Here is a 24,280-nt window from a genome sequence, read left to right as displayed (position 1 = left end):
AATGACGGCCAGATTAATCTTTACGATGTGAAACCACTGTGAAAGCGCGCGGCGTTAAATAGCTATAAATGGGCAATCTCTGTTGGCAGATATTCGAAATATCTTAATCTTGTCCAGCACGTAATCTGGCCGCCAGATAGGGAGATGCCAGCGTAACCAGCAACACAATGGGCCAGAGATTACCGTCTTTAAATGTGTAAGGTTCCAGCAACTGCTGCCAGCTATGTCCCTGAATGATATAGCCCAGCACAAACTCAAAGCACAAGGTTAAAACCAGCCAAAACATCCCCACTGCCCAATAGCGACGAGGGGAGCCTCGGCCCAACCAGGGTAAAGTCAGGTAAGTGACCACAAAGATACACAGGCATAGCAGTAAACCGCTCAGCATAAACGCCGCGCTTTTTATAAACAGGCTTAACAACACCGCTTCACGAAAAATGCCGTTGGCAATGGCCAGCAGCAATATTGCCACCCAAACCAGTAGCGCTTTTACAATGCATGAGATGGACATAAAGGGCTCCCGGCAGTCACTTGCCAAAAACAGTAAGAGATTAAACTGCCTTCAGAGTAACAGAAAGGAAAGGTATCGCAGATATCGTCTTGCAGTTTTAGCTATTCAGCGACGTGATGCCTTGTTAACTAGTTTGAACACAAACCTCTGCATCAATCAAAAGACCTTAAAGGGCTATCTGACGATGACCTGGGCCATACGTCAGATAAGCAACAACTAATAAATACCGGGGATAAAGGTGGCAATTTGCTGTTTGTACTTGCGGTAAGTATTACCAAACTGCTTTAGCAGATCCCGCTCTTCAAAGTGCAGGCCAATCACAATGTACAGCGTAAACAGTGTGGCTAATACAAGGCGGGTGACCGACATGGTTGGTACCGACCAAAGCAGTATCAGCATGCCCAGCATCATAGGATGGCGGCTGTAGCGGTACATGTATTTATTGGTAAAGGCCAGCGGCGTGTATGGACGCTGTTGAAAATACAAGTACACCTGACGCAATCCCATCAACTCAAAGTGATTGGTGATAAAAGTCGACAACAGCAGATAGCAAATACCAATCACATACAGGCTATAAATACTGCCCATTGCCACCTGATTCTGTACCTGCCAGATAACTCCGGGCAAGCTTTGCCAGAAGTACATGGCAATGGCGGTAACCAACCCAGACATCAGCATGTACGTAGCGCGCTCAGCCGCTTCTGGAATAAACTGAGTTAGCCAGCGTTTAAACTTGGCTCTGGCCATCAGCGAATGTTGCACGCCGAATAAGGTAATTAGACCGATGTCGACTAATAATGAGATCAATACTGAATCTGACTGCCATGGGCTCAGGCCAACAGGCGCAAATGCGCCTGCCCCAAGAATCAGCCAGAACAGTCCAAAGCAGCCCACAGCGTAACCAACAAAACCGTATACAAGTACCGCTAAACGCTTGCTCAGGTCGATAGCCTCATCAGCTATAGGTGCATTACTGGTGAGTTCATTGATGCTTTTCATGCGCTTTTCCTCTTTAATCGGCGCTCACTCAGCGCTTTTGCACCACAATTTCCAGGTATTCAGACGGCACCACCATGCCCTTGCCCTGACCGCGATCAAAACGGGCAATCAACTGATGGATATCCTGTTCAAGCTGCGCGGCCTTGGCTTCATCCAACGCGCCAAAGGCTTTATGCACAGGGCCGTAATAGGTGCGGAACAAATCGATCCAGTGCTGTGGCGAGCAAAAACGGAAGTTGAATTCACGGGTGCGATAGGTGATCTCACTGGCCTGCGGACCGAATTGCTCATCAATAAAGGCGCGGGTTCCCCAAAGCGCGGGCGACTTCACGCCAGCAGGCGGCGCCACGTAACTGCCAATCAATTTAAACAACTGTCCGACAAAGCCTTCTGGTGTCCAGTTGGCCAGGCCGATTTTGCCGCCGGGTTTACACACTCGCATCAACTCAGCGGCACTTTGGCATTGGTTTGGTGTAAACATGACACCGAAGGTCGATACCACATTGTCAAAGCAGTTGTTATCAAAAGGTAAGTCTTCGGCGTCAGCAAACTGGTAGCTAATATCCAGCCCTTCTGCCTCGGCGCGTTTCTTTGATTGCTCCAGCAAGGCTTCAACATAGTCGGTAGAAGTGACCAGACAGAAACGACGGGCTGCCGCGAGTGTCACATTGCCGTTGCCAGCGGCTACATCCAGTACAGTTTCACCGGATTTCACATCCATGGCTTCGCATAGTTGCTCGCCGCTGATTTGCAGGGTTACGCCAATACGCCCGTAGTCGCCAGAACCCCAGGTGGCGCGTTGCTTTTCTTTCACCGCTGAGTAGTTAATCTCATTGGTGGTTTGTGGTTGAGTGACAGATAACATAAATATTCTCCTGATGTTGGGTAAGACAGAATCGTCTCGACAGGAGCAATGATAGGGGCCGACCAAATGGGTCGCTTGAAGATACCCTGAATGTTTTATGAGGATTCTGTGGAGGTGACTATAGTCAGGCCTTGCATGCCATCGACACGTGTTTCCGAGTAAAAAGATGCGCCCTTTAGTGAAAGGGGGAGACATCATTCTGACAGCCGATTCGGCCAGTTCTTTGCAAGCCCCCGTGACCAGACCAGAAGAATGCCTCTGCAAGCATCTTAACCGTCTGCATTTGAAATCAACAAAACTTTAACATACAGTGACTTATCCTATGTGGTAGGACAAGTTACAACCATACATTCCGGTAGTGAATGTCATACTTTTGCCTGTTTAGGAACAAGCCCATTTATGAAGTTATCAATCCGCACTCAGTTAACTCTTGTAGCCATTTTACCTGCCTTGATTATCACCATCATCATAGTGGCGGCAGCGCTTACCGATATGGGCAAGATGATCCGTGAGCAAGCTAAACAATCTGCCAGCTATGTACAGTTGAATACTGTCTCTGAAACCTCAGAAGCCGTTCTGGAGGAAACCTTTACTAACTTTGGCCTGCAGGCAAAAGACAGTCTGTCATCAAAAGCCATACCGGTTATCTTAGTACTTATGACACTTTTGATTGCTTGCGGCTTCTTCCTGGTGCGCAAAATCATGAAGAATGTTGATGGTTTGATTAGTCAAATATCAACCATGGCAGATCCTAATACCGCGCTGAATTACCGGCTCAGCATGGATTTAAGTAATGAACTGGGTATTTTGGCTAAATCATTAAACAAGATGATGGCGGATATGGAAGGGGTGATGAATGAGATCCGCTCTTCCAGCGCTGAGGTTACCGGTAATGCAGATGAAGTGGCAGGCTGCACATCGTCAACGATGCAAAGCATAAATCATGTTAATGACAATATGAACAACGTGGCCGCAGCCATTAACCAACTGCAAGCCTCAGCCAAAGAGATAGCGCAAAACATTCAGGCGGCAAGTGCCGAAATTCAGGATGCCAGCGAACAAAGCAGCCAAATGAACAGCGACTACCAAATCATGATGAGCAACACCGAGAAACTCAATACGCGTATGGCTGAATCAGCAAAAGAAGTAGTAGAGCTAGGTTCTCAGGTTGAGAAAATCAATAGTATTTTGACCACAATACAGGGCATTGCTGAGCAAACCAATTTGCTGGCACTGAATGCGGCCATTGAAGCGGCCCGGGCCGGAGAGCAAGGGCGAGGATTTGCCGTCGTTGCAGATGAGGTTCGCAATTTGGCGGGCAGAACCCAACAAAGTACCCAAGAAATTGAGGCGATGATCTTGGCGCTCAAATCGGCGTCAGCCTCTGCGGTGCGGAATATGGAAGCATCGGAAACCGAAGTCGGTAATATGGTCGGTATGCTGAATACCAATACGCAGCAACTCGAAACCTTAACTGGCAAATTAAAACGCGTAACTGATTCAAACTTACAGATCGCGGCGGCAACGGAAGAACAGAGCGCGGTGATCAATGATATCAATCACAATATTCACCGGGTTACCGACTTATCCCTTGAAGCCCAGCGGCAAGCCAACACCAATAATGAGATTGTGAAAGGCTTACACGGTATCGCCAAGCACTTAGATAGCACAGTGAATAGCTTTAAAGTCAACAGATAGGCGCTCCTCAGCGAGGAGCGACCTTGAGCCAAACACGTTCCGGCGTCAATAACCTATTAGGGGACTCCAATGTGGATCCCCTAAGAACTCTCAGCGTGCTTACAGTACTTTTGGCGCAAGCAGAACCAGTATAAATCGGAACCACCGATTATAACGCACGGCAACCATAGCTTTTTGCTTTATTTTCAAGCATATTGAGCCTGACAAGACAGTACAGAGGTCATTGTCTATTGGCATTTATTGTGGTTTTTGCTTGGAAGTATTGGCAAATCCTTGACTCAGAAAATGTAATAACACGCTTCCCGCAGCATCCACTAACAACATGATTTAATTGTGTTATTTTTTAATATCACAGCAAAGTCTTGTGTATCCCAGTTAAGCTAAAATGATTTAACCAGTTACAGAACGGACGTGAAATTATTTAAAAATTGAGGTTGTTATGGAGCATCGAAAGCTCTACAGCATCACGTTAGTTTTGCTGTTAGTTATTACCTTTGTTGCAATATTTCTGCAGTTTTTCTTACTGGAAAGAACCTTAGTACTTCGCCCCGGCGATACAAACCACGTAAGCGCCATCTCTGACCAAAGTAACGGCGGAAGCTCCGTTGCCAGGGTAATCGAAAAAGACGGCAAGTGGCTATTAGCCTGCCATATCATTGCCTCCGACTACAGCTGGCCCTTTTGTGAACTCTCTGTTGGCTTTTATCAGGAGCGAGGCGTTGAGGGTGAAGGTGCTGATCTTTCCACTTTCTCTTCCGTTCATATAGAAGCTCGCTACCTCAATGGAGGACATGACAGCCTTCGTTTTCAACTGCGAAACTTTAACCCTGAGTATGGCAGCGTTGATGATGAGGCAACCTGGAAGTATGTGGGCATTGAGTATTGGCCAGAGCGTTCACCAGAAGCGAATGATATTCCTCTAAAAAGCCTGCAAGTTGCGACTTGGTGGATGGTGGAACAAAAGCTGCCGATAAAATACGCGGTGCCTGAATTTGATAATGTCATGATGTTAGAGCTGGCAACAGGCAACAACATTCAACCCGGTGAGTATCTGATTGAGGTGGAGTACATTCAGTTTAATGGTAAGTACTTTACCAACAGTCAGATTTTGTTCTTCCTCATATCGCTGTGGGTCAGCTCAGCTGCTTGCTTTTTGTTTTACAGTCTAAGATGGTCACACAAACAACTGAGTGAGACGGAAAGACGAGCCGAAGATTTACGGCAACTCAACCAACTGTTGAACGTCAAAACCAAAGAGCTCAAAAACCAGGCCGAGAGAGATCCCTTAACAGGCGCCCTGAATCGCGCTGGAATAGAAAAAATATTCACTAAAGAACTTGAGGTACTGTCGCTCATGTTCATTGATATCGACCACTTCAAGTCTATTAATGACAACTATGGCCACGCTGTAGGTGATGAGATTCTCAAGGAATTTTCAAAACTCATTAGTCAAAATTGCCGCTTCACTGACTTTTTGGCCCGATGGGGCGGAGAAGAGTTTTTGTTAGTTTGTCCCAATACTTCGTTATCAGACGCCTATGATCTGGCCCAGGCTCTGCGTCAGCTTATCAGCGAACACCGGTGGACCAACAATATTCGCTTAACGTCAAGCTTTGGCGTCGCCCAGTTAGGCGATGAAAGCCCAACGGCGTTTATAGAGCGAGCAGATAAGGCCTTGTACGATGCCAAAGTACGCGGCCGGGATCAGGTCGTAATCTCGGAAAGCTAACGAATGACTTGACCGCCTGATTAATAAAATCTGAGCAAATACGGTAGTGTCAGAGAAGATTCGCTGCAATCAGATTCCAGCATCAGGCTATTTTAGGCATTCAGTTCCGATATTCTTGCCCCCTGATACTTGTCCAGCGGGCAACCTTTTTGCAGCACCTGAAACCTCAATGGGGTTTCATCTTTCTAAGCTCTTTTCAGTTTATTACCCTCGTTGATCCAGCTTTCCTCTATTTAAAGCCTTCAAAAGCCTTGTATACCGAACCATAGCGTTCCCCCTCGACATTGCTGTGGGGCAAAAATCATCAACATAGTAATAATTTATTTTTCACAATGAATTTACACTGTGATAGATTATTCTGGATGCTCATTTCTAATTTTGCTTTGTCAGTCAGCACTTAGAGTCACAATTTGTCGAAAGTAGCTCTAAAGATGGCGATAGCAGCGAGTTAGAAACGAAGGCCTGAGCAGGTGAGAAACAACCGGAAGGCTTCATTTAAGTGCGTAGCAAAGAGCATCCCAATACCGCGTTTTGCAGTCCTGTGTGACTTCAACTGAAGTTCGTAGCGAATGGACATGAAAATAGTGGCTACATCTAACTTGAAGGAAAAGGTATGAAGGCTATCCAATTATCCAAAACCGCCATAGCAGTCAGCACAGCGTTAGTGATGACGGCGAGTATGCCAATGGCAGCATTCGCTGCTCAGGAAGCACAGAACACTTCTGCAGAAAGCGAAAAAGAAGGTGTTGAAATTATTCAAGTCACCGGCATTCGCTCATCGCTTCGCGAGAACCTAAATAATAAGCGCTTTTCTAACTCCATTGTTGACTCAATCAACACCGAAGATATCGCCAAAAACCCCGATAAAAACATGGCCGAGGCGCTGCAGCGCATACCCGGTGTACAGATTGAGCGTCAGTTTGGTGAAGGCTCTAAGATTTCCATTCGCGGTACGTCCCCCTCGTTAACTAACACCTTAGTTAACGGTCAGTCGGCAAAATCAGCGTCTTACCTGCCAGGTCAGGCCGAGAGTAATGCTTTTGATTTTTCTAATATTCCCGCAGAGCGTGTAGCAAAAATTGAAGTACATAAATCTGCCCGTGCTGACTTAGACGCAGGGGGCATTGGTGGTACGGTTATACTGCTTACTAAAAAGCCGCTGGAGCAGAAAGATGGTTATGGCTATTTGAATATTGAAGGGGAATACAATGACTCTTCAGAGAAGTCCTCTCCGCAGATTTCTACAGCCTATAACTTTGTCACTGAAGACCAAAAGTTTGGTGCCTCAATAGCGGTCAGCCTTCAGCAACGTAATGCTTTCCGTTCGGGGTTTGAATCTGGTGGCATGGGCGCGGGTACCGGATTCCAGCAAACCAACCCCATCGACTGCCCCACCGAAGCCTGCGATAGCAGTGACATTAAGCTAAGACATATGAATGGTCATAACTTGATCATCACCCGACATATGGCATTAAACGGCTATACCTATGGCGACCTTGAAGCGGTAGCCGGCAATGGCGACTCCTATTGGCCGACTTACGACCCGGCGAACTCCGGAGTGTGGAATAACCATACCAATAACTGGGGCCAATTGGATGAAGTGATGGACCCCACCTACATCGATCCAAACTGGGGTTTGTTCTGGGGCAGCCGTCGAACAGGCGGCCTGGGTCAGACTGCGCCAAGACACTTGGGTAATATGCTCTACTCTCCGGCCTTTTCTACCGATGAGAGCCGCCTGGATACCACAGTCAACTTCCAATGGGCACCGTCTGATTCGTTAAGCTTTAACCTGGAGTTAAACCGCAACAGCTCGGATCGCGACAACAAGAACGATAACTTGTATGCGCAAACCTTCCGCATCAGCCAGATGTTGTACAGTAACGGCGTGGCAGGCATCGATCCGCGCCTGGTGATGGATCCGGTCAGCGATATCGTGTTGTCGGCCACAGCCCCTATAGATGGCGTTAACTTAGTGGGCGAGGCCGGTATGGTATGGGACGGCAATAACTATACTAAAGGCGATACCCGCTGGGGCGAGATGCTGCGCCGAGATTCCAATGATCGCAGCGGCACCGAGACCGAACAGGACAGAATCCACCTGACCATGGATTACGCCAAAGATGATTTTATCGTCAAACTGCAAGCTGGCCGCACCACCGCAGACAGTACGGTGTTAGATCGCGCAACCACTCTGGCCACCCGCTATGGCGACTATGAAACCCCTTACTCGGGTGACAAAACCACCCTTAAGATCCCCACTTATGAAGGGGTAAACCTGGGCTATGGCTACAACCCCGAAACAGGCAAGGTTTACTGGGGTTTACATGCTGATCCCTCATTAACAGGAGCGGCCTTCGACGCGGCCCAGCTGCGCGCAGAAAACTTTCTGCTAGCGCCCACTAACGAGTTCTATTTGTTGACCGGTGGCCTGCGCAATACCGCCCGTTATCGTGAAAACACCGAGGACTTTTTCCAGGGCGATTTTACCTGGCAACTGGATAACGATTTCTACATCGACAGCGTAAAATTTGGTGCCAAGTACCGTAATATCCAACGTACGGAACACTTCTATACCGAGAACGCCACCTTCCATGGCTATGCCAACGAAGTCAGTAAATTCCCGTTAATCCTCGCAGACCAACTCGTCGGTGGCACAGTATCCGGCCTGGATACAGCTGGTCACGATGTGCCGGATGAATATTTTGATATTGACCAGGGTAAGCGCGATGCCCTGCTTAATGATCACTTCCTGTTACTGCACTCTGAAGGCGCACCGAACAAAGGTGCCTGTGAAGACGCAATCGAAGCATCTGGCTCCAGCAACTACTATGGTTGTCGTTCTGGCCTAACCGAATCGGCTGGTGACTTCTATGATGTTACCGAAGAACTGCTGGCGTACTACGCCATGGTGAACTTTAGCGGTGAAAAATTCCGCGGCAACGTTGGTGTACGGGTAGTGGATACGGAGCGTGAGTCTATTGGCAGAGAAGTGGCCAAAGATGAAAACGGTCAGTTGATGTCATACCCGAGCGATCCCAGCGATGCTGGTTATGTGGCTGAGCTGGCGGGTTTCAATAAATATGTGCCTTTGGTGCAAACAAGTAACACCAAAGACTACCTGCCGAGCTTTAACATTTCGTACAACTTAACAGACGATTTGATTTTACGCGCCGCAGCGTCGAAAAATATTTCTCACCCCAGCCTGACGCAATTAAGGAGTAACTTCTATCTGGTAACGGAAAGATACCGTTTATACACCGATGGACGCCAGCAGGATCTAACCCCGGAAGGTAATGCAGAACGTATTCCCATGGCTTCACAGCGTCGGGGCTCTGTGGGTAACCCCAATTTAGGATCGTACACCTCGGTGAATAGTGAAGTGGGCCTGGAATGGTACTTCGCTGAGTCATCCATCTTTGCCATTACTGCTTTCCAGAAAGACATCAAAAACATGGTTCGCTCAACATCCAAGGTGCAGAATCTGGACTATCTGGGTGAAGAAGGCCGCACCGACAACAATGGCTACTCTATTTTTGGCGACTATGTGGTCAGCTCCTACTTCAATACAGGCGAACAGAAAGTCGAAGGTGTGGAAGTTCAGCTTCAACATGACCTGGGTAACGGCTTTGGTGGTCTGATTAACTACACCTATACCGATGTACCAGACCAGAAGTTCTCTACCTCGACCTTTGCCTATGAAATCGCCGATATGACAGATATCGAAACTCATCAAAGCGATCCTTCGCAACGAGAGTATTTTGAAGTAACCGGCTTTAGTGCCAGAACCACGACCCAGACTGAGCCCATGTTTGGTCAGTCGAAAGACACCTTGAATGCGTCGATTTACTATGAAGATGACGATTTCTCGGCCCGTCTTTCCTACAACTACCGTAGCGAGTTTGCTAACCAGAGCAACAGTGAAGGTATTCGTTATACCGATGCCCGTGCTCAGTTAGACTTTAAAGCCACCTATAAGATCATGGACAACCTGGTAGCCAGCTTTGCGGTTACCAACATCACCGATGAAAACGTGGTTCATTATCTGGATAGCTCGCAGATCGTAAACGATCCAGTTATCAACAAAATGAAGTGGATTGATGAAGTGGATGAAAATGGTGCCGCCACCGGTAACCGCGTGGTTGCCACCGACGATGATGGCAACCCAATAGTCGAGTCATCCATAACAGGCGATGCCGCGTTTGAGATACTGTCGCAAGCCAGCGGTGTTTCAGTTGCCGAGCTGAAGCCCTATTACGAAAATCACCTGGATAAAATGGTGGTGAACGAATGGACCAACGGGCGCCGCTTCTATATGGGCATTAACTGGACCTTCTAATCAGGTCTCGTACAGGCTTATTGGCTTAGCCGATAAGCCCATTTAACGCGAAAAAGCACACTTCATAGCTCTGCTGTTTAGTGTGCTTTTTTTTGCGCTAAAACCTCACTGGCACAGCAAACTTCCTCTTCATTGCAAGGCACGGTAGAGTAAACAGAACCAAGTTAAGCGTGCCATAAGTGATCACATCTTAAGGGCTAGGCTTTAAGGCTAGCTAGGCCAACCCCCGAGAAACATAGATGTTTCACTAAGCTGACCCCTTTGGCTTGTCATTGACGGACAGTTTACCACTAGCATCCCCGCAAAACTGGCGAAGGTTCTGCTCTTCCAGTGCCAGACAGTCAGCAAAACGCCGTCCTCGTTCATCTTTGAATCGTCTTTCAGTGACAAGCACATGATGAATGCGATCCACACGCAAATGCCTAAAGTCTTCTGCACTTTCACACCAGATGGTCAGCAGCCAAGCAGAATCAAACACCGTCAATCCCAGCGGCCGCGCCAGTCTCGTAGACACCTTATCGGCAAGGCTGGTATAGCCTATTTCTATCACCCGGCGCTGACGGATAGCGTCTCGTAATACCCCAAAAAACGCCTGGTAAGGCATTGCGGTGGGACCCGCTTCCAGCGCTGAATCCAAGAACTCCAGACGAGCGGCTTCACCAACGGCTGAAGCAATTTTGGACGCAGCGCGGCGCGCCGCTTCCGACATGTCGGCGTCAGTGCGCACAGCAACCATACGAAGGCCCAATGCAAGTGCAGACAACTCGTCTTGATCCAAACGCAATGACGGCATAAACAAACCAGGTTCGAGAATGTACCCAACGCCACCTTCGCCGCGTATAGGCGCCCCTAATGCCTGCAAATCGGCGATATCCCGGTACAGCGTTCGAACTGACACCCCCATGTCTGCCGCCAGGGTGCGTGCAGACACCGCGGTCCGCCGCAGCCGTAATTCGTCAAGAAGCTGGAAAAGCCGGAACAACCGCATCACAACACTGCCATTTTCTGACACAGCAACGATGCAAACTCTGCATTCCGACCAACTTCGGAGACAACATGCATTTTCATAACGTACTGATAACGGCCTTCACATTCACATTGATGGCTAGTGTAACCCAAGCACAGGAGATTAAAATGACTGACCAAAAACAGCTGGTTCACGCCAGCATCGAACGCATGACCAAGGCATTTGCTCAAGGTGACCTTGACACAATTCTATCCAGTTACACGGCTGAAGCCGTTATTGCGGTAGATCCTAGTCAGCCAGTGACAGGCAGTGCAGCACTGCGAGCCATGTTTAGCGAATACATAAAGGCTGGGGTCGCCTTTACCTACGGTAATCATGAAGTGGTTGTTAGTGGCAACACCGCATTGCATTTGATGAAATGGACAGCGCCTCAACCTGACGGCAGTAGCGCCAGTGCCCTCTCCGTTGCAGTGCTACATCGTCAGCCAGATGGCCAATGGAAAATGGTTATCGACCATCCTTTTGGCGACAATGTTATGCAGTCTCAATAAGGCCTCATCGGGGCTGTATTTAGTTCAAATTCAGCCCCTCAATTGCCTTAGCCTGTTACGCCGCGGTTCAAGGCGAACCAGCAACATCAGGGAGGCAGTGTCTGCCCTGATTCGCCCCCTTGATTACATCACCACTTCCAACAACGACATCCCCTGGTATCTCACGGCCTGCTTAGCCACCACCTGCGCGTATATGCTGCTTAATGCCAAACGCCGTGTCCCCGACCCAAACAGCCCAGTGGCAGAGCTTTAGCGCCATTAGATCGAAGCACTAGCAACTCAAGGGGTTGCCCTGCCCCGTATCATGTTGCAATGCATCTCACCGGCCTTTGAGCCTCTCCCTCGGCCTATACTTGTCACCGTGCGGGCACTCCCAGAAACGCGGCTTTTGACGCAAGCAATAAGCGTCTTCAGTCGGCTTTTATGCATATTGAGGCTGACAAGCGCGACTTTTTTCGGCAGGATAAGGGACATTCATGGGGTTTCTGCTCTGAACGTTTTGCCGAATGAGCAGATCAGCAAATGCCATGATTGTTCTCATCAAATTAAACTACCCCACTGATTTATCTATTTTATTTGTGGGATAGGTCAGACACTGGCCCCAGTTATTTGAATGTGCAGCCACTAAGTGGCAACTCGCACAACACATCATTTTTACTTGGAATTTCTACGCAAGGAAGAGCATGAAGAACATAACTACATTGTTATTTTTATCACTATTTACAAGCAACGTAATTGCATCTGATGCCATGCTTAGCAGTCAAACGGAAAAAGACACAGATGATGATAAAGTGTTTGACGTGTTTGATAGTGCACCAGAGCAAAAAGTGAAAACAATGTCGATTGAAGACTTGCCGATAATTCAGCTATCGCGTGTTTCTGGCAACTTCAATAATAAACTTGAAAAAGGTCGCTACCGAATAAATGACACAATAACCATTACAGGTATGGGATTAAACCAGGTTAAAAACCCAGTCGTTGTTATTCACAACAAACAAGTTACTTACAATATTGAGAAAGTAGACTTAATTAAAGGCGGCATATCATTTAAGTTAAATATACCTGAATCAAAATATAAAATATTTGTTTACACTAATGGCCAAAGTACTAATGAAATCTTTTTAGAGCCCTTAAGTGAAAAAGCCCCTCTGATTTTCGGCGACACCTCGGTTATTTTAGTCAAGGGTGAAGAATATGGTTTAAGTGGAACAGGTTTTGACGCAGATACAACAGTTCAGTTTGGTGACGAAACCATTAAACCCATATCGATATCAAGCGATTCACTTTCATTCAAGGTGCCAAAATCAACCAAAGTGCGCGATTTTCAGGTACGTAACAAATTTGCATTAAGCAATAGCATCCGCGTATTCAAGTATAAATAAAGCGTTTATAACAACATGACCAAGGGGTCAGTGTCTGGCCCCTTGAGCCTAGTTTGATAGGCGCTATCTATGCCGCCAAGGTTGAGCTATTGGTGGCGATTTTCCTGTATCCCATAGCCTTCACCCTGGTATGTGAAAAGTTAGCGCAAAGCAAAATCGTATCGGCCACTGAATTAATGCTGCTCGCCTACATTGTCGGTTAGGTAATAGGGCCGCTGTTAGCCGCTTACATCACCACCTAAAACAACGCCATCCCTTGGTATCTCACAGCCTGCTTAGCCACCACCTGCGTGTATATGCTGCTTACTGCCAAAAGCCGCGTTCCCGACCAAGACAGCCCAGTGGCTGAGCTTTAGCGCCACTGGCCGGAAGCACTAGCAACTTAAGGGGCAGCCCTTGCCCCGTTTGAAAATTTTGGTTTAATTTGGAACTGACTTTTTGTCCGCTGAGGGCCATCCCCCTTAATCTATCCGTTAGTTATGCTGACATTATTTTGCTTCAGAGCTAAGGGATATAGGTCCCAGGCTCAGCAAGCTGGCTGAGTAGAGCTCGCTTGGCAAAGCGGTCTAGGCAAACTAACCAGTAGGTTAGTTAATTTACTGCTAAGCGTTTTCAGAATGACTCTTTTGAAAGCAGCTTAAAGAACAATTTAGGTATATCGGTGTTATCAATTTGCCCGAACAATTTTTCTGACTGAGGCCCAAATGCAAATACTTCGACATCAACTCCAGTATGCCCACCAGTCGTCCATCCGGTATTTGTGCGGTTATCCAATATCGACTTTATAACATTTTCGCGATGTTCTTCATTTTCATTTAGGACTTCATTGAGGTTTTGTATTTCGGAGGTAGTCAACACAAAGCCTAACTGTGAAGAGACATACTCAACCGGGTTAGGATGACTCAACATATTTTTTGAAATCAAATACGGGGATGACTTGACGCCTCTGAGATAGGCAGGCTCCCAGATATACTTTCCATTTGCTCCTATGCTCAATCCGCCAGTATCATGGTCGGCGGTCAATACAACAAGCGTATCACCTGCTTTGACTGCATATTCGAACAATGACTCTAATGCCCTAGCTAAGTCATCCATTTCTACCATTGCAGAAACAATGTCATTTTTATGGCCAGCCCAATCCACTTGGCTAGCTTCAATGAGTAAGAAATATCCATTCGGGTTTTCAAGATGTCTTATCGCTTCAAATGATAACATTCTCAATCGATGTGGGTCTGAGTCATCTAGCGCGTAAGGTAAACCTACTTTTGCAAACAACCCCAAAACTTTCTCAGAAACATCAAGGGCAACTAGTGACTGATAGGATTCGACATAGCTATAACCCTTTTCAACAAATTGCTTTGTAAGGTTGTTATCCTTTCGCTTGAAGTATTGCGTCCCTCCACCCAATATAACATCGGCAACAGGTTCAGAATTTGTGCCACCATTTATGTAGGTATCCGCAATAGCATCATAATTTGAACGATGTTCGTCATGTGTGAGGTAGGCAGCTGGTGTTGCATGATTAATTTGAGATGTAACCACCACACCTGTGCGCATTCCAACTTCTTTCGCTCGTTGTAATACTGACTTCACGCTATTTTTATCGACATCCACTCCAATTGCGCCGTTATAGGTTTTAACACCTGATGCAAGAGCTGTAGCCGCAGCTGCCGAGTCTGTTACATATCCTGAAATTGGCGCGGGGTAGGTCGAAGCATTTCCAACAAGAATTTTATCGAAAATGACTGGCTCAATAGCTGGCGTGCTGGGATCATCTGCATAGTTTCTATATGCACTCGTGTAGGCAGGGCCCATTCCGTCTGCAACAATCATAATGATATTTTTGGGATATCTATTATCTTTCACCAAGGCAATGGATGAAAAAGAAGATAAAGATAAAGCGATAACAGAAAATAAATAAAAAGATTTCATAAATCACCTACAAAAAATTAATCAATATAGCGAAGAATTGCTAAATATGGACGATGATCAGATACATATGGGTAATCAAGGACTGAAGCCTCTTCTACTTTCCAACTGTCTTTGGGAAACGCCATAATGTAATCAATTTTCCTATTAGGGCTCACTGCTGGAAAAGTTAGGTCTTTACCTTTTATATCAACAACTAAAAACCTTTCCCAAAATGCTCTAACTACATCACTAGTTGGAAGAGCATTTAAATCTCCAGCGAAAATTGCAGGCATGTCCGACGTTTCAATAATAGAAATAATCGTTTCTGAAGATTCAACCTGTGCAGCTTTAATCCATGCATCAAAGTGAGCGCTGTAGGTGGTTAATCTACCCGTCTTAATCCAAGCGGCATTCCTAGGCTCTCGCCCTTCTGGTAAGGTGATATCACCATGAGAGTCTACTTTGAATTTTGAAAGCACTGCATTCCCATAAGACCCATTATCATATTTCATTGCTTCAGAAAAGTGCACATTCATGTTGGTTGCATTGGCAATCTTTGAGGCAATATCAATGCCCCCACTTCGCAATGTATTCACATCAACTTCCTGTAACATCACATAGTCTGGATTCACTGCGGCAATAACTTTGATGATTGGAATAACATCTACATTACCATTATCTGTCCTGCCGGCACGGATATTAAAGGTCATTACCTTAATTGGTTGATGCAGAATTGAAGCAACGTCTTTATCACCATCTTTAAATTCGGGAGATATGCTTAGGCAACCTGAAGCAAACAGTATAATTAAAAATAAAAACTTAAAATTTTTCATAGTGTTTTTGTCACTTTTGACAACCCTACTGGAACATCGGGATTTAGTCCCATTGCGACCGAAGCCCGGGCAATATCAAGATAAAAATTTTGCAGTATTAATAAAGGAATCAATCGGCTATAAGGCTGCTTACCGTCTTCATACAGTCGAAAAATCTTGCCCCCCATGCTTACTACCTTTTGGAGATGTTCCTTATGGAAAATTGCCGTTTCATCTAACACCATGCAGTCCAATACCACTGTGTTTTGATTTACGATAGCAATGGGACCATGCAAAAACTCTGCGCTACTATAAGCCTCGGCCTGAATTCCACAGACCTCTTTGAGCTTTAGTGCGATTTCCTTTGCTATCGGAAAGCCCAAACCTCTGGAAAGAACTATTAATTTTTGAACACCTTTCAGATCTTGCGCTAATATCTTTTGCTCTGCATTTGCAACGTTGGCAAGCATCGCTGGTAAATCTCGAAGCGCAATGGTTAGCTTTTCGTCAGCCTGCCAAGAGGCAACCAGATGCATAAGCACTGAAAGTGTAGCTGTGAAACTTTTGGTAGCAGCTACCGACACCTCCTTTCCCGCATGCATAGGGATGACATCATCCGCATAATCACAAACCTGTCCATCCAGTTCATTAACAATGGCTATGCAATATGCACCGCTTGACTTAGCCATTTTTATTTGCTCAACCAAATCTGGGCTTTTGCCGGATTGAGATATAAGAATGACCAATGCATGCTCTAATTTGATATCTCTTTTATAGGCACTCACAATAGAAAGGGCTGATGAAAAAGTAGGAATTCCTGTTTCTATTTCAAATAGATACTTTGCAAATAATCCTGCATTGTCAGAAGAACCTCGCCCAATCAACATGATCATCTTTGGTTCAAATAAAGATATTTTTTTACCAATCTCTCTAATTAATATATTATTATTATTAATTTGATTTGATATAACTTCTGGTGAAGATAATGCCTCTTTCTCCATCATAGATTGATTCATAAATTACACCTCAACAGTAGGATTAAAGTTAATTCTGGAGTAATAAATCGCTCCCATTTCAGGACTGGAAAGAGGACTAGAAATTAACTTTGATACATTATCTGGAAGCCAGGATATAATGGAATGACTCAATCCTCCGATAATGGAAATACGAGGAGGATTTAGAGCGTTTAGTTTTGTTATTAACTCAGCAATATAATTAACGCCCTCCATGACTATTTTCAATGCAATTGGATCTCGTAGTTGAGCGCACTCAAAGACAGTATGTGCGAGCGCCGCGAAATAGGACGCATCCTTTCCTGCTACTTTTCCGACTAACTCATCACTTGAACTTACACCAAGTGTGTTGAAAAGAGATGCAGTCAATTTCGTCTGCTCTAAGAAGCTGTCATTTGATAATAAAGCGGTTTGAACTGCTTGCAGTCCAAACCAAGCACCACTCCCCACGTCCCCCTGAGGAAACCCATGAGCTCCAATAGTAAGTTGTTGCCTTTTGGTAAAGCAGAAGCCACAAGAGCCGGTACCGACTATTACTACCGCTCCATAACCCCCACCATGTGCACCTAAACATGCAGAAACTAAATCAGTGGTTAGGGAAATACTTTTGAATGGGTGCATCCAATCCATCATCTGGTTGTAAAGCTCAGGCAAATTTACACCTGCCAATCCCATTGAGATTGGGATATGTCTCAATGAAACCTCACTCAATCCAGAATCTTTAAGTGCACCAAGTGAAGCTTCAATTATAGATCTTTTAGCTTGTTCAACACCGTAGACTGGGTTTCCTGGACCAGACAACCCTGTACCGAGGACTTTGTCAGCCTGCACTAAAATCGCTTTACATTTTGTCCCGCCGCCGTCCAAACCAATACGTAAATTGTCATTAAAATTCATATTGAAATCTTTTCTTAAATAGAATTACTTACTTGAAATAATGATGGCTTCAGCGACATTCCTCTCGCCATTACTGTCTGACGGTATTCCTGTTAACTTCCCGTCTAAGTACATGGTGCTAGAACCACCACCATCAAGATTGATTGCCTTTTGTATTCCCAATGAATGAAAGAACTGAGCCAGTTCTGGTACGGATATACCATCGGAATAAAGGGGATTGCGGCCATAAACTACCGCGAAATAAGCATTGCCTTCGGAGTCAATTCCAACAGCTGTTCGGGGATGCCGAGTTAGCAACCAACCTTTATAAAAATTGGCCCGCTTCGTACTTTCTGGGGACAGCGTCAACCCATCCCGCTCGTCAACACTTGATTCAGCGCTAATAATATCAACAGTATTCCAACCTTCTTTCTTAAATCGTGAATATTGAATCACGCCATCTTGTATAAGTGTTGGACCACCGTTTATTAAATAAGTATTTTCGTCAATTGGAACTTTTTTTCCATGACTGTAGACATTCCAAGAATATTCAACTTTTCCGCGTAGATTATCTATTACTTCTACGTATCTTTTACCTATAGCTGCCAGCAAATAATAACCGGTAGGCAAAATTCCATCGATAGCATCATTCGACGACAGAACCATACCGTTTTCATCAATAATTGCATAAGCCGAGCTGGTACTGATGACAACATCCACTTCGCCAAAATCACGATCATAGATCACTAAGTCATTGTTAATAGAACATACAGAGTCATGAGATACAAAAGTGAATTCACCTTCATTTAGACCGCAATTAAAAATACTACCTAGCTGCCTGTTAATTCCAAGCAAATTAATTTTTTTTCCAGCATTAATAATAAAGGCTTCAGTCGTTACTTCCTCTAGTACATTGAAACTTATGCGACTGCCATTATGAATCAGAAGAGCAGGCCTACCTCTTACAGCCTCGCTAACCAAGCGGCCACCGATGACTGAGATTCCAGCCGGATCGCCCAAGTAACCCTGCTCATTATTGATGACAAAGTAACCTCCGTTGATTGCGGCAACTGGGGTTGTATTTTTAGAATCGAGACTTTTTACATGATTAGATATTTTATCTAATCCAAGAACATGACCTTTTGATAAGTTTGTTACCACACTTCCATCAAATTCTTTTGGGTCCAGCTTAAGTACACTAATATTCACTAAACCTGGGGCACACTGGCTTTGAGATTCGGATTTTAGGCCAAGTTCAACGCCTCGCTTTGACATTTCGTTCTGAAAAATAATGAGATCTTCTTGGGACTTGGAGTAGAACGTAAAGTAGGTACCAATTTCATTACCTAGCACATCCTCTTGCACATTCTCCGTTACATTTAATTTCTCATGTGGGAAAAAATTTTCGAATACTGCTCTTACGGCATTTAAATCACCACCTAAATACAATGGTGATAAAAGAATATCTCTTTTAGACTCTTCCCCTAATATATAGTTTGTAAAATCTAGACCATTCCCGACAGACTTCGTACTTTCTGCAGTGATAACAGCACGTCCGCACAATTCAATTTTATGTGAAATTTCAGTTGAACAGGACACATAGCTAAACATTGATAGCGATAGCAAAATTAAACTTGAAAATTTCATCAGGCGCTCATTTTTTGCATGAAGAGATAAAAGTGAGAGCTCTTGAAGAGCTCTCACCTGAAGTAATTAGAACTTGTAACGAACACCAAGCACTAATCTGCGATCTATCTGAGTTAGATCGTATGGGGTGTTACTGACAGAGCGATTTATTTCCTGCTCGGACAGAACATTTAAGGCTTGCATTTGAAGTTGTAATGACTCCGTCACTTCATAGTTAGCAGATAAATCTAATTGACCATACGCATCCTGCCATTGCGGAATACCAGCAGTCGAAGCAAACGAAACCAAATAGCTATCACGCCATGTGTACGACATTCTGGCATTGAAGCCAGGCACATCGTAGTAGAAAGCCAAGTTGTAACTTGACTCAGATAAACCTGGTAACCCAGAGTTCCTAACATCTCCCTCTTCGGAATACTGAGCATCACTACTAATAGCGGTGTAGTTCGCGAGTAAACCAAAATCATCCAAAGATTCAGATACAAACCCCAGTCTTGTTTGAAGAGCCAATTCTATACCTGTAATGGTTGCAGATACGCCATTTGTTGGCTGTGAGAAGATAATTGGTCCAGTAACAATTTGACCATCACTCTGACGCGGAAAATCACGCAATTCAGTCACTGAGGATGTATCAATGAACCCATCTAAATCCTTGTAGAATACATTTACAGCCGCAACGGATTCATTAGTAAAATACCACTCAAACCCGATATCATAGTTGTCTGCAGTAAAGGGTTTTAGGTCTGGGTTACCACGAGAACCTTTACCACCGCCCTCGTCAATACCGTTAAAGCTCTCGTAAGTGGCAAGTTCAGCCAGTGCTGGTCGCGTTAAGCTTTTGAAGTATGCGCTTCGAATGATCATGTCATCATTCAATTGATATCTAACGTTAATATTAGGCAAGGCTTCCTGATAATCACTCTTCAGCGTAACGGGCAAGTAAGCTGAAGGATCAGAAGCATTCGTAGTAGTCTGAGAGCCAATGCTTTGATCCGTTTTAACAAATCTTAGCCCTGAGCTAATCGTAATATCCTCACTCACTTCAATACTAGCTTGAACATAAGCCGCGACCGTTTTCTCTGTTAACTCATACGAATTAATAAGATTAAATGGAATATTTTCATACAAGGTAGTTCCAGCAATTCCAGAACCGTCTACATTGAAGAACGTCGATATAATGCGCTGGGGGTCGCCACCAATTAGCGTTGAGGGTGCGAAACTTACTCCATCTAACTCAAATCGAGTAAGGGGATAATACACATCAGCCAACGTCGGGATATCAGTGAGACGATTCAGAGGTGTAACACCATCAGCTAAGGTGTTATTTGCTCTTAAGTCAAATCTCCAGCGCTCCTGCTCAAGCTTGCGGTCCGTATACCGAAGACCATAATTCAGTCTTAAAATGTCGCCGTTGTTGTAGTCAAAATCGAGCTTTACGGTAGTGTTAGAGTCTGATTGTTCATAAGGTCTGCGAATAAAGACGTTCAATACAAATTCTTCAGGATTACTCGCAAAATCAGTACCAGGAGTTGACCACTCTAAATAGTCATCGTGCATCACATAACTGACATCGGCAGGGACGAACGTACCGTTTTCTTCCATTCTTCTGAAAGAAAAGAGATCATTGCTATCTGATTTATCGCGGCTGAAGTAGCCAACGTAAGGAGAGAAAGTCAGGCTATCTGACAGGTGCCATTTAGCGCTCAAGGTAAACTGTTTAACTTTTTCATCGATTAATGATTGGCGTGCGCCTACACGCTGTTGCACACCGGTAAGAGTTGCTTGAGTAGCAACGCCATTTTCGATAACAACATCTTTAACCGCTGTAATGTTACTTTCAGAGGGAGCATCAAGTACTGTCGTGCGGTTATCCGAATCAATAGTGCCAATTAGACTTCTAAAAATCACTTCTAGATTCTTATTCACGGCCCACTGCGCAGTTAACGTTGCACCAAGAGTTTCTCTCTCTTCAAACGTATGGTTAAAACTCTCAATCCGCGGATATAGGGCGCTATATTCTTCCGCAGTTGGCCCTCCGGGTTGGCCTACCGCAGGACCGCGCCAGACTGCTGACAAAGGTGTGTGACTGCTCCCTGTGACTGCATTAGATTGCATGTCGGTGTTTGCATAAACGACAGCTGCATTTATACCAAACTTATCGTCCCAGTTTTTATTGAATACCAGACTTGCTTTGGGGCTGTTTGTGCCTGTGTTATCACTGTAATTGTTAAACGCAGAAAGATTTAAAACAGTTTCTTCAATGGATAGTGGTGTAGGTGTGTAAAGAGAAACGCTACCCGCGATACCGCCTTCCACCTGATCGGCTGTGACTGATTTAGAAATTTCAATTTTGTTGAATAGTTCTGCTGGAAAAATTTCAAATGAAAAACCACGGGTGCCATCTGTACCACCCGCTAACATCCCATTCACTTCTGTTGAAGTAAACTCTGGACCTAGTCCACGTAAGTTAATCGCAGACCCTTCCCCAGTTGGGTTTCTATTGATTGTTACTCCAGGAACACGCTGTATTGCTTCAGAAAGATTGGCCTCTGGAAACTTACCAATATCCTCAGCCGTAATAACATCTACTACTTTGTTTGAAAAACGTTTTTCATTCAAAGACTTCGTTAAGCTCGCACGAACACCTGTCACCTGAATTTTTTCAACGTTACTTTCGTCAACTTGCACCTGAGCCATAGCAGTTGAACCAAACTGACTTATCAGGCCAAGTGCTATTGAACAATAAAGCCTGTTCATTTTCCTTTTTTTGCAAAATTTTCCAGCTTTCATTTCAGTCCCCTTTAAGGTGGTTTATGTCTTAATTAAGTACCATCGCAGAATTTAATCTAGGTTAATGACATAAATGTGTCAATTATTAATTACCGCAACGGAATTTAATGTGTACTAAATGGTTGAAGCTAAAAGAAATGTTTATTAACAAAAAAATTACAATACGTAGACTGTTACTTAGCTCTGCACGAAACAAATAGGGGGAAAGGTCAAGGTTATCAAGCAACCTTAAGGGCAACGTCGATGACATCTGCTGCGAGATGAACACATCTTTAGGATGATTCCAACAAGAGGCATAGCTAGAACCTGAGCTAGCAATCAATAAAGTCATGCATCATAGTGAACAGGTGGCGAGTAAACAGACCAGTCTTAGTAAAACCACATCTTACTGTTAGTCGCCTGTACAGGTGAGAAACTCTGATAACGCCTAAGGGCGAAGGTTTGGTCACAACAGTAAGCTTACCTATCGCCTTACGCAGAAGAAGTTTTATAAGCTCGGACAAAGAAGCTGACTCGTTCACGACTACCAACGGACAGTCGGCTATCCTTGACGGCAACTTAACCTTAACTTTTGAGTTTGGTTACAAATGGGAGGATTACCCAGAGTTTTCCTACAACACCATGTTCTTCTAGTGCAAAAGACCGCCGCCACTTTGGTCTTATCAAGTCAGGCAAATCAGTGCTAAACACATATAGAAAGCATGAATGACTAGCATAGAAATAAACGACTTAACCGGGATTGGTTCATGACACTACAAGAAGCATGAAAATCGAGTTGTGGGTCGATCATTACAATCAAGCTCGCCTACACAGCTCACCCAACTGCATGCTATCTGTTGAATTTGGAAAGCTGGCTGCATGGGCTTAAAAGATCATCGATAGATTGAGACTATCTAAGAGAAAGAGCATCAAGGAAAAAATTAACGTCAATGTACTAACGATTAAAGAAATAAAATGCAGGAGTCGCTGTTACCCCACGTTCCAATATTTCATCTTCATCTATTACTTTAATCCTAGGCGTGGGAGCATAAACATCGCCGTATGAGGGACCCGTTATTACAGCATTTTCCGCAAGATGTTGCTGAAGAGTTTTAGGTAGTCGTCCAGTGAAAATAATAGCTTCTGGATCCAATAGGGATTGTATTGCTTTAAGAGGAAATTTGAGTGATTCAATACACGCTGTAAGCCATGACTGTATATTAGTATCCCCCTCAATATATCTCGTTTCCACTTTTTCCATTTCTATGGATTCGTTCCAACGACTTTCTAAATATCGAGTGAGTGAGCCGATTGTAGGTCTAATGGCATTTGGCCCACTATTGACAATAGCCGCTATTTCGCCCGCATTACCAAACGCACCATCAACAATTTTGCCCTCGAAAACAAATCCTCCACCAATATCAAGCGTAAATAGAATCAGAAAAAAACTCTGTAAAGTTGCCCCCTCGGGTGACAGAGCAAAGCCAATAGACGCAGCGTTACCATCATTCTCAACATAACAAGGCAAATTGTAGTTGCGTGCAAACACCGACTGAAAGTCAATCTTTGCCCATCCCTGCGGATCTTGTTGAGAGCAAATCCTACCAGATACATTTGTAAAAAATCCTGATACGGATATACCAATTCCCATGACTTTGAAATTTTCATCTAGCTCATTGAACAGATTGTCGAGCATTTCTAGGGCCTTTGAAACAGCAAGTTCAGCCGATTGAAAATGGCCTTGCTCAACTTTTCTTTGTATAGAGCGACGATTTAGATCTTCGGCTACAACCACCACTCTATCATGCTCAAATACAACGCCTACAGTTGCAAGCACGCCCTCATTTATCCTTAGATAAGTTGCAGGTTGTCCTCTCATTCCCGATATTTTTGAATGCTCAGATATGAGGTTAAGTGAGATAAGTTGTTTGGTAAGTCTGGTAAGAGTCTGGTTTGATAACCCTGTGAATTTAGCTATCTCAGCACGGGTTGCGCGTTGATTTTTGTATATATGCTCAATGACCTTTTTGTGACTGCTGTTCAGCTGACTCTCTATACTGGAAATGTCCCTTGAAAAATCTTTATTGGCCATAATTTCCCTCATCCAAAAGAGCCAAGCAAGTTACGAGTGTATACATAATTATCCAACCCGAAGCAAATGTAACAATAATAGCTAGATATCGCATTAACATTGCCAATCCTTTGAACCAG

The 24,280-nt window shown here is 44.7% G+C and carries 19 protein-coding genes; 7 read left to right on the top strand and 12 right to left on the bottom strand.

What is annotated here, in order from left to right; all coding sequences use genetic code 11:
• Nucleotides 1-103: 103 nt before the first annotated feature.
• The 3 genes from KJY73_RS02050 to KJY73_RS02040 all read right to left on the bottom strand — a co-directional run bounded on the left by KJY73_RS02050 (nt 104) and on the right by KJY73_RS02040 (nt 2,375).
• Entirely contained in the window at nt 104-511 is a 408-nt protein-coding gene (locus KJY73_RS02050) for a hypothetical protein (protein ID WP_214339841.1), read from the bottom strand.
• Nucleotides 512-727: 216 nt separating this feature from the next.
• Nucleotides 728-1,510, bottom strand: a complete 783-nt coding sequence (locus tag KJY73_RS02045; protein WP_214339839.1) for a methyltransferase family protein — start codon at nt 1,508-1,510, stop codon at nt 728-730.
• A 28-nt stretch (nt 1,511-1,538) separates the two neighbouring features.
• On the bottom strand, nt 1,539-2,375 hold the full coding sequence (locus tag KJY73_RS02040; RefSeq protein ID WP_214339838.1) for a class I SAM-dependent methyltransferase: 837 nt from the start codon (nt 2,373-2,375) through the stop codon (nt 1,539-1,541).
• A gap of 399 nt (nt 2,376-2,774) precedes the next feature.
• Here KJY73_RS02040 and KJY73_RS02035 point away from each other — a divergent pair, with 399 nt between their 5' ends.
• From KJY73_RS02035 to KJY73_RS02025, 3 genes are all read left to right on the top strand, one after another.
• Complete coding sequence (locus KJY73_RS02035) at nt 2,775-4,073, top strand: methyl-accepting chemotaxis protein (protein ID WP_214339836.1); 1,299 nt, start codon at nt 2,775-2,777, stop codon at nt 4,071-4,073.
• Between the two features lie 439 nt (nt 4,074-4,512).
• Nucleotides 4,513-5,802 (top strand): GGDEF domain-containing protein, encoded by a 1,290-nt coding sequence (locus tag KJY73_RS02030; protein WP_214339834.1) that lies wholly within the window; start codon nt 4,513-4,515, stop codon nt 5,800-5,802.
• 613 nt (nt 5,803-6,415) lie between these two features.
• Nucleotides 6,416-10,141 (top strand): TonB-dependent receptor, encoded by a 3,726-nt coding sequence (locus KJY73_RS02025; protein ID WP_214339832.1) that lies wholly within the window; start codon nt 6,416-6,418, stop codon nt 10,139-10,141.
• A gap of 247 nt (nt 10,142-10,388) precedes the next feature.
• Here the strand turns inward: KJY73_RS02025 and KJY73_RS02020 are convergent, their stop codons facing one another.
• Nucleotides 10,389-11,129 carry a helix-turn-helix transcriptional regulator gene (locus tag KJY73_RS02020; protein ID WP_232848468.1) on the bottom strand — a complete coding sequence of 247 codons (741 nt, stop codon included), beginning with the start codon at nt 11,127-11,129 and terminating at the stop codon, nt 10,389-10,391.
• Between the two features lie 146 nt (nt 11,130-11,275).
• Between KJY73_RS02020 and KJY73_RS02015 the strand changes: the two genes are divergently transcribed.
• The 4 genes from KJY73_RS02015 to KJY73_RS02000 all read left to right on the top strand — a co-directional run bounded on the left by KJY73_RS02015 (nt 11,276) and on the right by KJY73_RS02000 (nt 13,244).
• Entirely contained in the window at nt 11,276-11,659 is a 384-nt protein-coding gene (locus KJY73_RS02015) for a YybH family protein (RefSeq protein ID WP_214339828.1), read from the top strand.
• A gap of 97 nt (nt 11,660-11,756) precedes the next feature.
• Nucleotides 11,757-11,912, top strand: coding sequence for a hypothetical protein (locus KJY73_RS02010; protein ID WP_214339827.1), 156 nt, complete (start codon nt 11,757-11,759; stop codon nt 11,910-11,912).
• A gap of 430 nt (nt 11,913-12,342) precedes the next feature.
• Nucleotides 12,343-13,041, top strand: coding sequence for an IPT/TIG domain-containing protein (locus KJY73_RS02005; RefSeq protein ID WP_214339825.1), 699 nt, complete (start codon nt 12,343-12,345; stop codon nt 13,039-13,041).
• A gap of 53 nt (nt 13,042-13,094) precedes the next feature.
• The gene (locus KJY73_RS02000) at nt 13,095-13,244 is read left to right on the top strand and encodes a hypothetical protein (protein WP_214339822.1); all 150 of its coding nucleotides are present in this window, start codon (nt 13,095-13,097) and stop codon (nt 13,242-13,244) included.
• A gap of 409 nt (nt 13,245-13,653) precedes the next feature.
• Here KJY73_RS02000 and KJY73_RS01995 read toward each other — a convergent pair whose 3' ends face one another.
• From KJY73_RS01995 to KJY73_RS01960, 8 genes are all read right to left on the bottom strand, one after another.
• Nucleotides 13,654-14,973, bottom strand: coding sequence for an alkaline phosphatase (locus tag KJY73_RS01995; RefSeq protein ID WP_214339820.1), 1,320 nt, complete (start codon nt 14,971-14,973; stop codon nt 13,654-13,656).
• Nucleotides 14,974-14,990: 17 nt separating this feature from the next.
• Nucleotides 14,991-15,785 (bottom strand): endonuclease/exonuclease/phosphatase family protein, encoded by a 795-nt coding sequence (locus tag KJY73_RS01990; RefSeq protein WP_214339818.1) that lies wholly within the window; start codon nt 15,783-15,785, stop codon nt 14,991-14,993.
• Nucleotides 15,782-16,780, bottom strand: coding sequence for a glucosamine-6-phosphate deaminase NagB-II (gene nagB-II / locus KJY73_RS01985; protein WP_214339816.1), 999 nt, complete (start codon nt 16,778-16,780; stop codon nt 15,782-15,784). The genes KJY73_RS01990 and nagB-II overlap by 4 nt, the downstream gene beginning before the upstream one ends.
• 3 nt (nt 16,781-16,783) lie before the next feature.
• A complete protein-coding gene (locus tag KJY73_RS01980; RefSeq protein ID WP_214339814.1) occupies nt 16,784-17,674 on the bottom strand; it encodes a BadF/BadG/BcrA/BcrD ATPase family protein in 891 nt (296 codons plus the stop codon).
• Nucleotides 17,675-17,698: 24 nt separating this feature from the next.
• Nucleotides 17,699-19,300: a phosphodiester glycosidase family protein gene (locus tag KJY73_RS01975; RefSeq protein ID WP_214339812.1), complete on the bottom strand. Its 1,602-nt coding sequence runs from the start codon at nt 19,298-19,300 to the stop codon at nt 17,699-17,701.
• A 66-nt stretch (nt 19,301-19,366) separates the two neighbouring features.
• On the bottom strand, nt 19,367-22,090 hold the full coding sequence (locus KJY73_RS01970; protein WP_214339810.1) for a TonB-dependent receptor: 2,724 nt from the start codon (nt 22,088-22,090) through the stop codon (nt 19,367-19,369).
• 311 nt (nt 22,091-22,401) lie between these two features.
• On the bottom strand, nt 22,402-22,647 hold the full coding sequence (locus tag KJY73_RS22030; protein WP_408611317.1) for a CBS domain-containing protein: 246 nt from the start codon (nt 22,645-22,647) through the stop codon (nt 22,402-22,404).
• Nucleotides 22,648-23,024: 377 nt separating this feature from the next.
• Nucleotides 23,025-24,161, bottom strand: a complete 1,137-nt coding sequence (locus KJY73_RS01960; RefSeq protein ID WP_214339806.1) for an ROK family transcriptional regulator — start codon at nt 24,159-24,161, stop codon at nt 23,025-23,027.
• Between the last annotated feature and the right edge of the window lie 119 nt (nt 24,162-24,280).

It is taken from the genome of Bowmanella yangjiangensis, assembly GCF_018531185.1.
GTDB lineage: Bacteria > Pseudomonadota > Gammaproteobacteria > Enterobacterales > Alteromonadaceae > Bowmanella > Bowmanella yangjiangensis.
This window is presented reverse-complemented; position numbering and strand designations above follow the sequence as displayed.

Coding starts and splice junctions, on each gene's coding strand:
- nagB-II (WP_214339816.1), bottom strand. CDS start 16,780: ATGAATCAATCTATGATGGAGAAAGAGGCATTATCTTCACCAGAAGTT.
- KJY73_RS01980 (WP_214339814.1), bottom strand. CDS start 17,674: ATGAATTTTAATGACAATTTACGTATTGGTTTGGACGGCGGCGGGACA.
- KJY73_RS02015 (WP_214339828.1), top strand. CDS start 11,276: ATGACTGACCAAAAACAGCTGGTTCACGCCAGCATCGAACGCATGACC.
- KJY73_RS02030 (WP_214339834.1), top strand. CDS start 4,513: ATGGAGCATCGAAAGCTCTACAGCATCACGTTAGTTTTGCTGTTAGTT.
- KJY73_RS01995 (WP_214339820.1), bottom strand. CDS start 14,973: ATGAAATCTTTTTATTTATTTTCTGTTATCGCTTTATCTTTATCTTCT.
- KJY73_RS02040 (WP_214339838.1), bottom strand. CDS start 2,375: ATGTTATCTGTCACTCAACCACAAACCACCAATGAGATTAACTACTCA.
- KJY73_RS02025 (WP_214339832.1), top strand. CDS start 6,416: ATGAAGGCTATCCAATTATCCAAAACCGCCATAGCAGTCAGCACAGCG.
- KJY73_RS01975 (WP_214339812.1), bottom strand. CDS start 19,300: ATGAAATTTTCAAGTTTAATTTTGCTATCGCTATCAATGTTTAGCTAT.
- KJY73_RS02050 (WP_214339841.1), bottom strand. CDS start 511: ATGTCCATCTCATGCATTGTAAAAGCGCTACTGGTTTGGGTGGCAATA.
- KJY73_RS02005 (WP_214339825.1), top strand. CDS start 12,343: ATGAAGAACATAACTACATTGTTATTTTTATCACTATTTACAAGCAAC.
- KJY73_RS01970 (WP_214339810.1), bottom strand. CDS start 22,090: ATGAAAGCTGGAAAATTTTGCAAAAAAAGGAAAATGAACAGGCTTTAT.
- KJY73_RS02020 (WP_232848468.1), bottom strand. CDS start 11,129: ATGCGGTTGTTCCGGCTTTTCCAGCTTCTTGACGAATTACGGCTGCGG.
- KJY73_RS02045 (WP_214339839.1), bottom strand. CDS start 1,510: ATGAAAAGCATCAATGAACTCACCAGTAATGCACCTATAGCTGATGAG.
- KJY73_RS01990 (WP_214339818.1), bottom strand. CDS start 15,785: ATGAAAAATTTTAAGTTTTTATTTTTAATTATACTGTTTGCTTCAGGT.
- KJY73_RS01960 (WP_214339806.1), bottom strand. CDS start 24,161: ATGGCCAATAAAGATTTTTCAAGGGACATTTCCAGTATAGAGAGTCAG.
- KJY73_RS02035 (WP_214339836.1), top strand. CDS start 2,775: ATGAAGTTATCAATCCGCACTCAGTTAACTCTTGTAGCCATTTTACCT.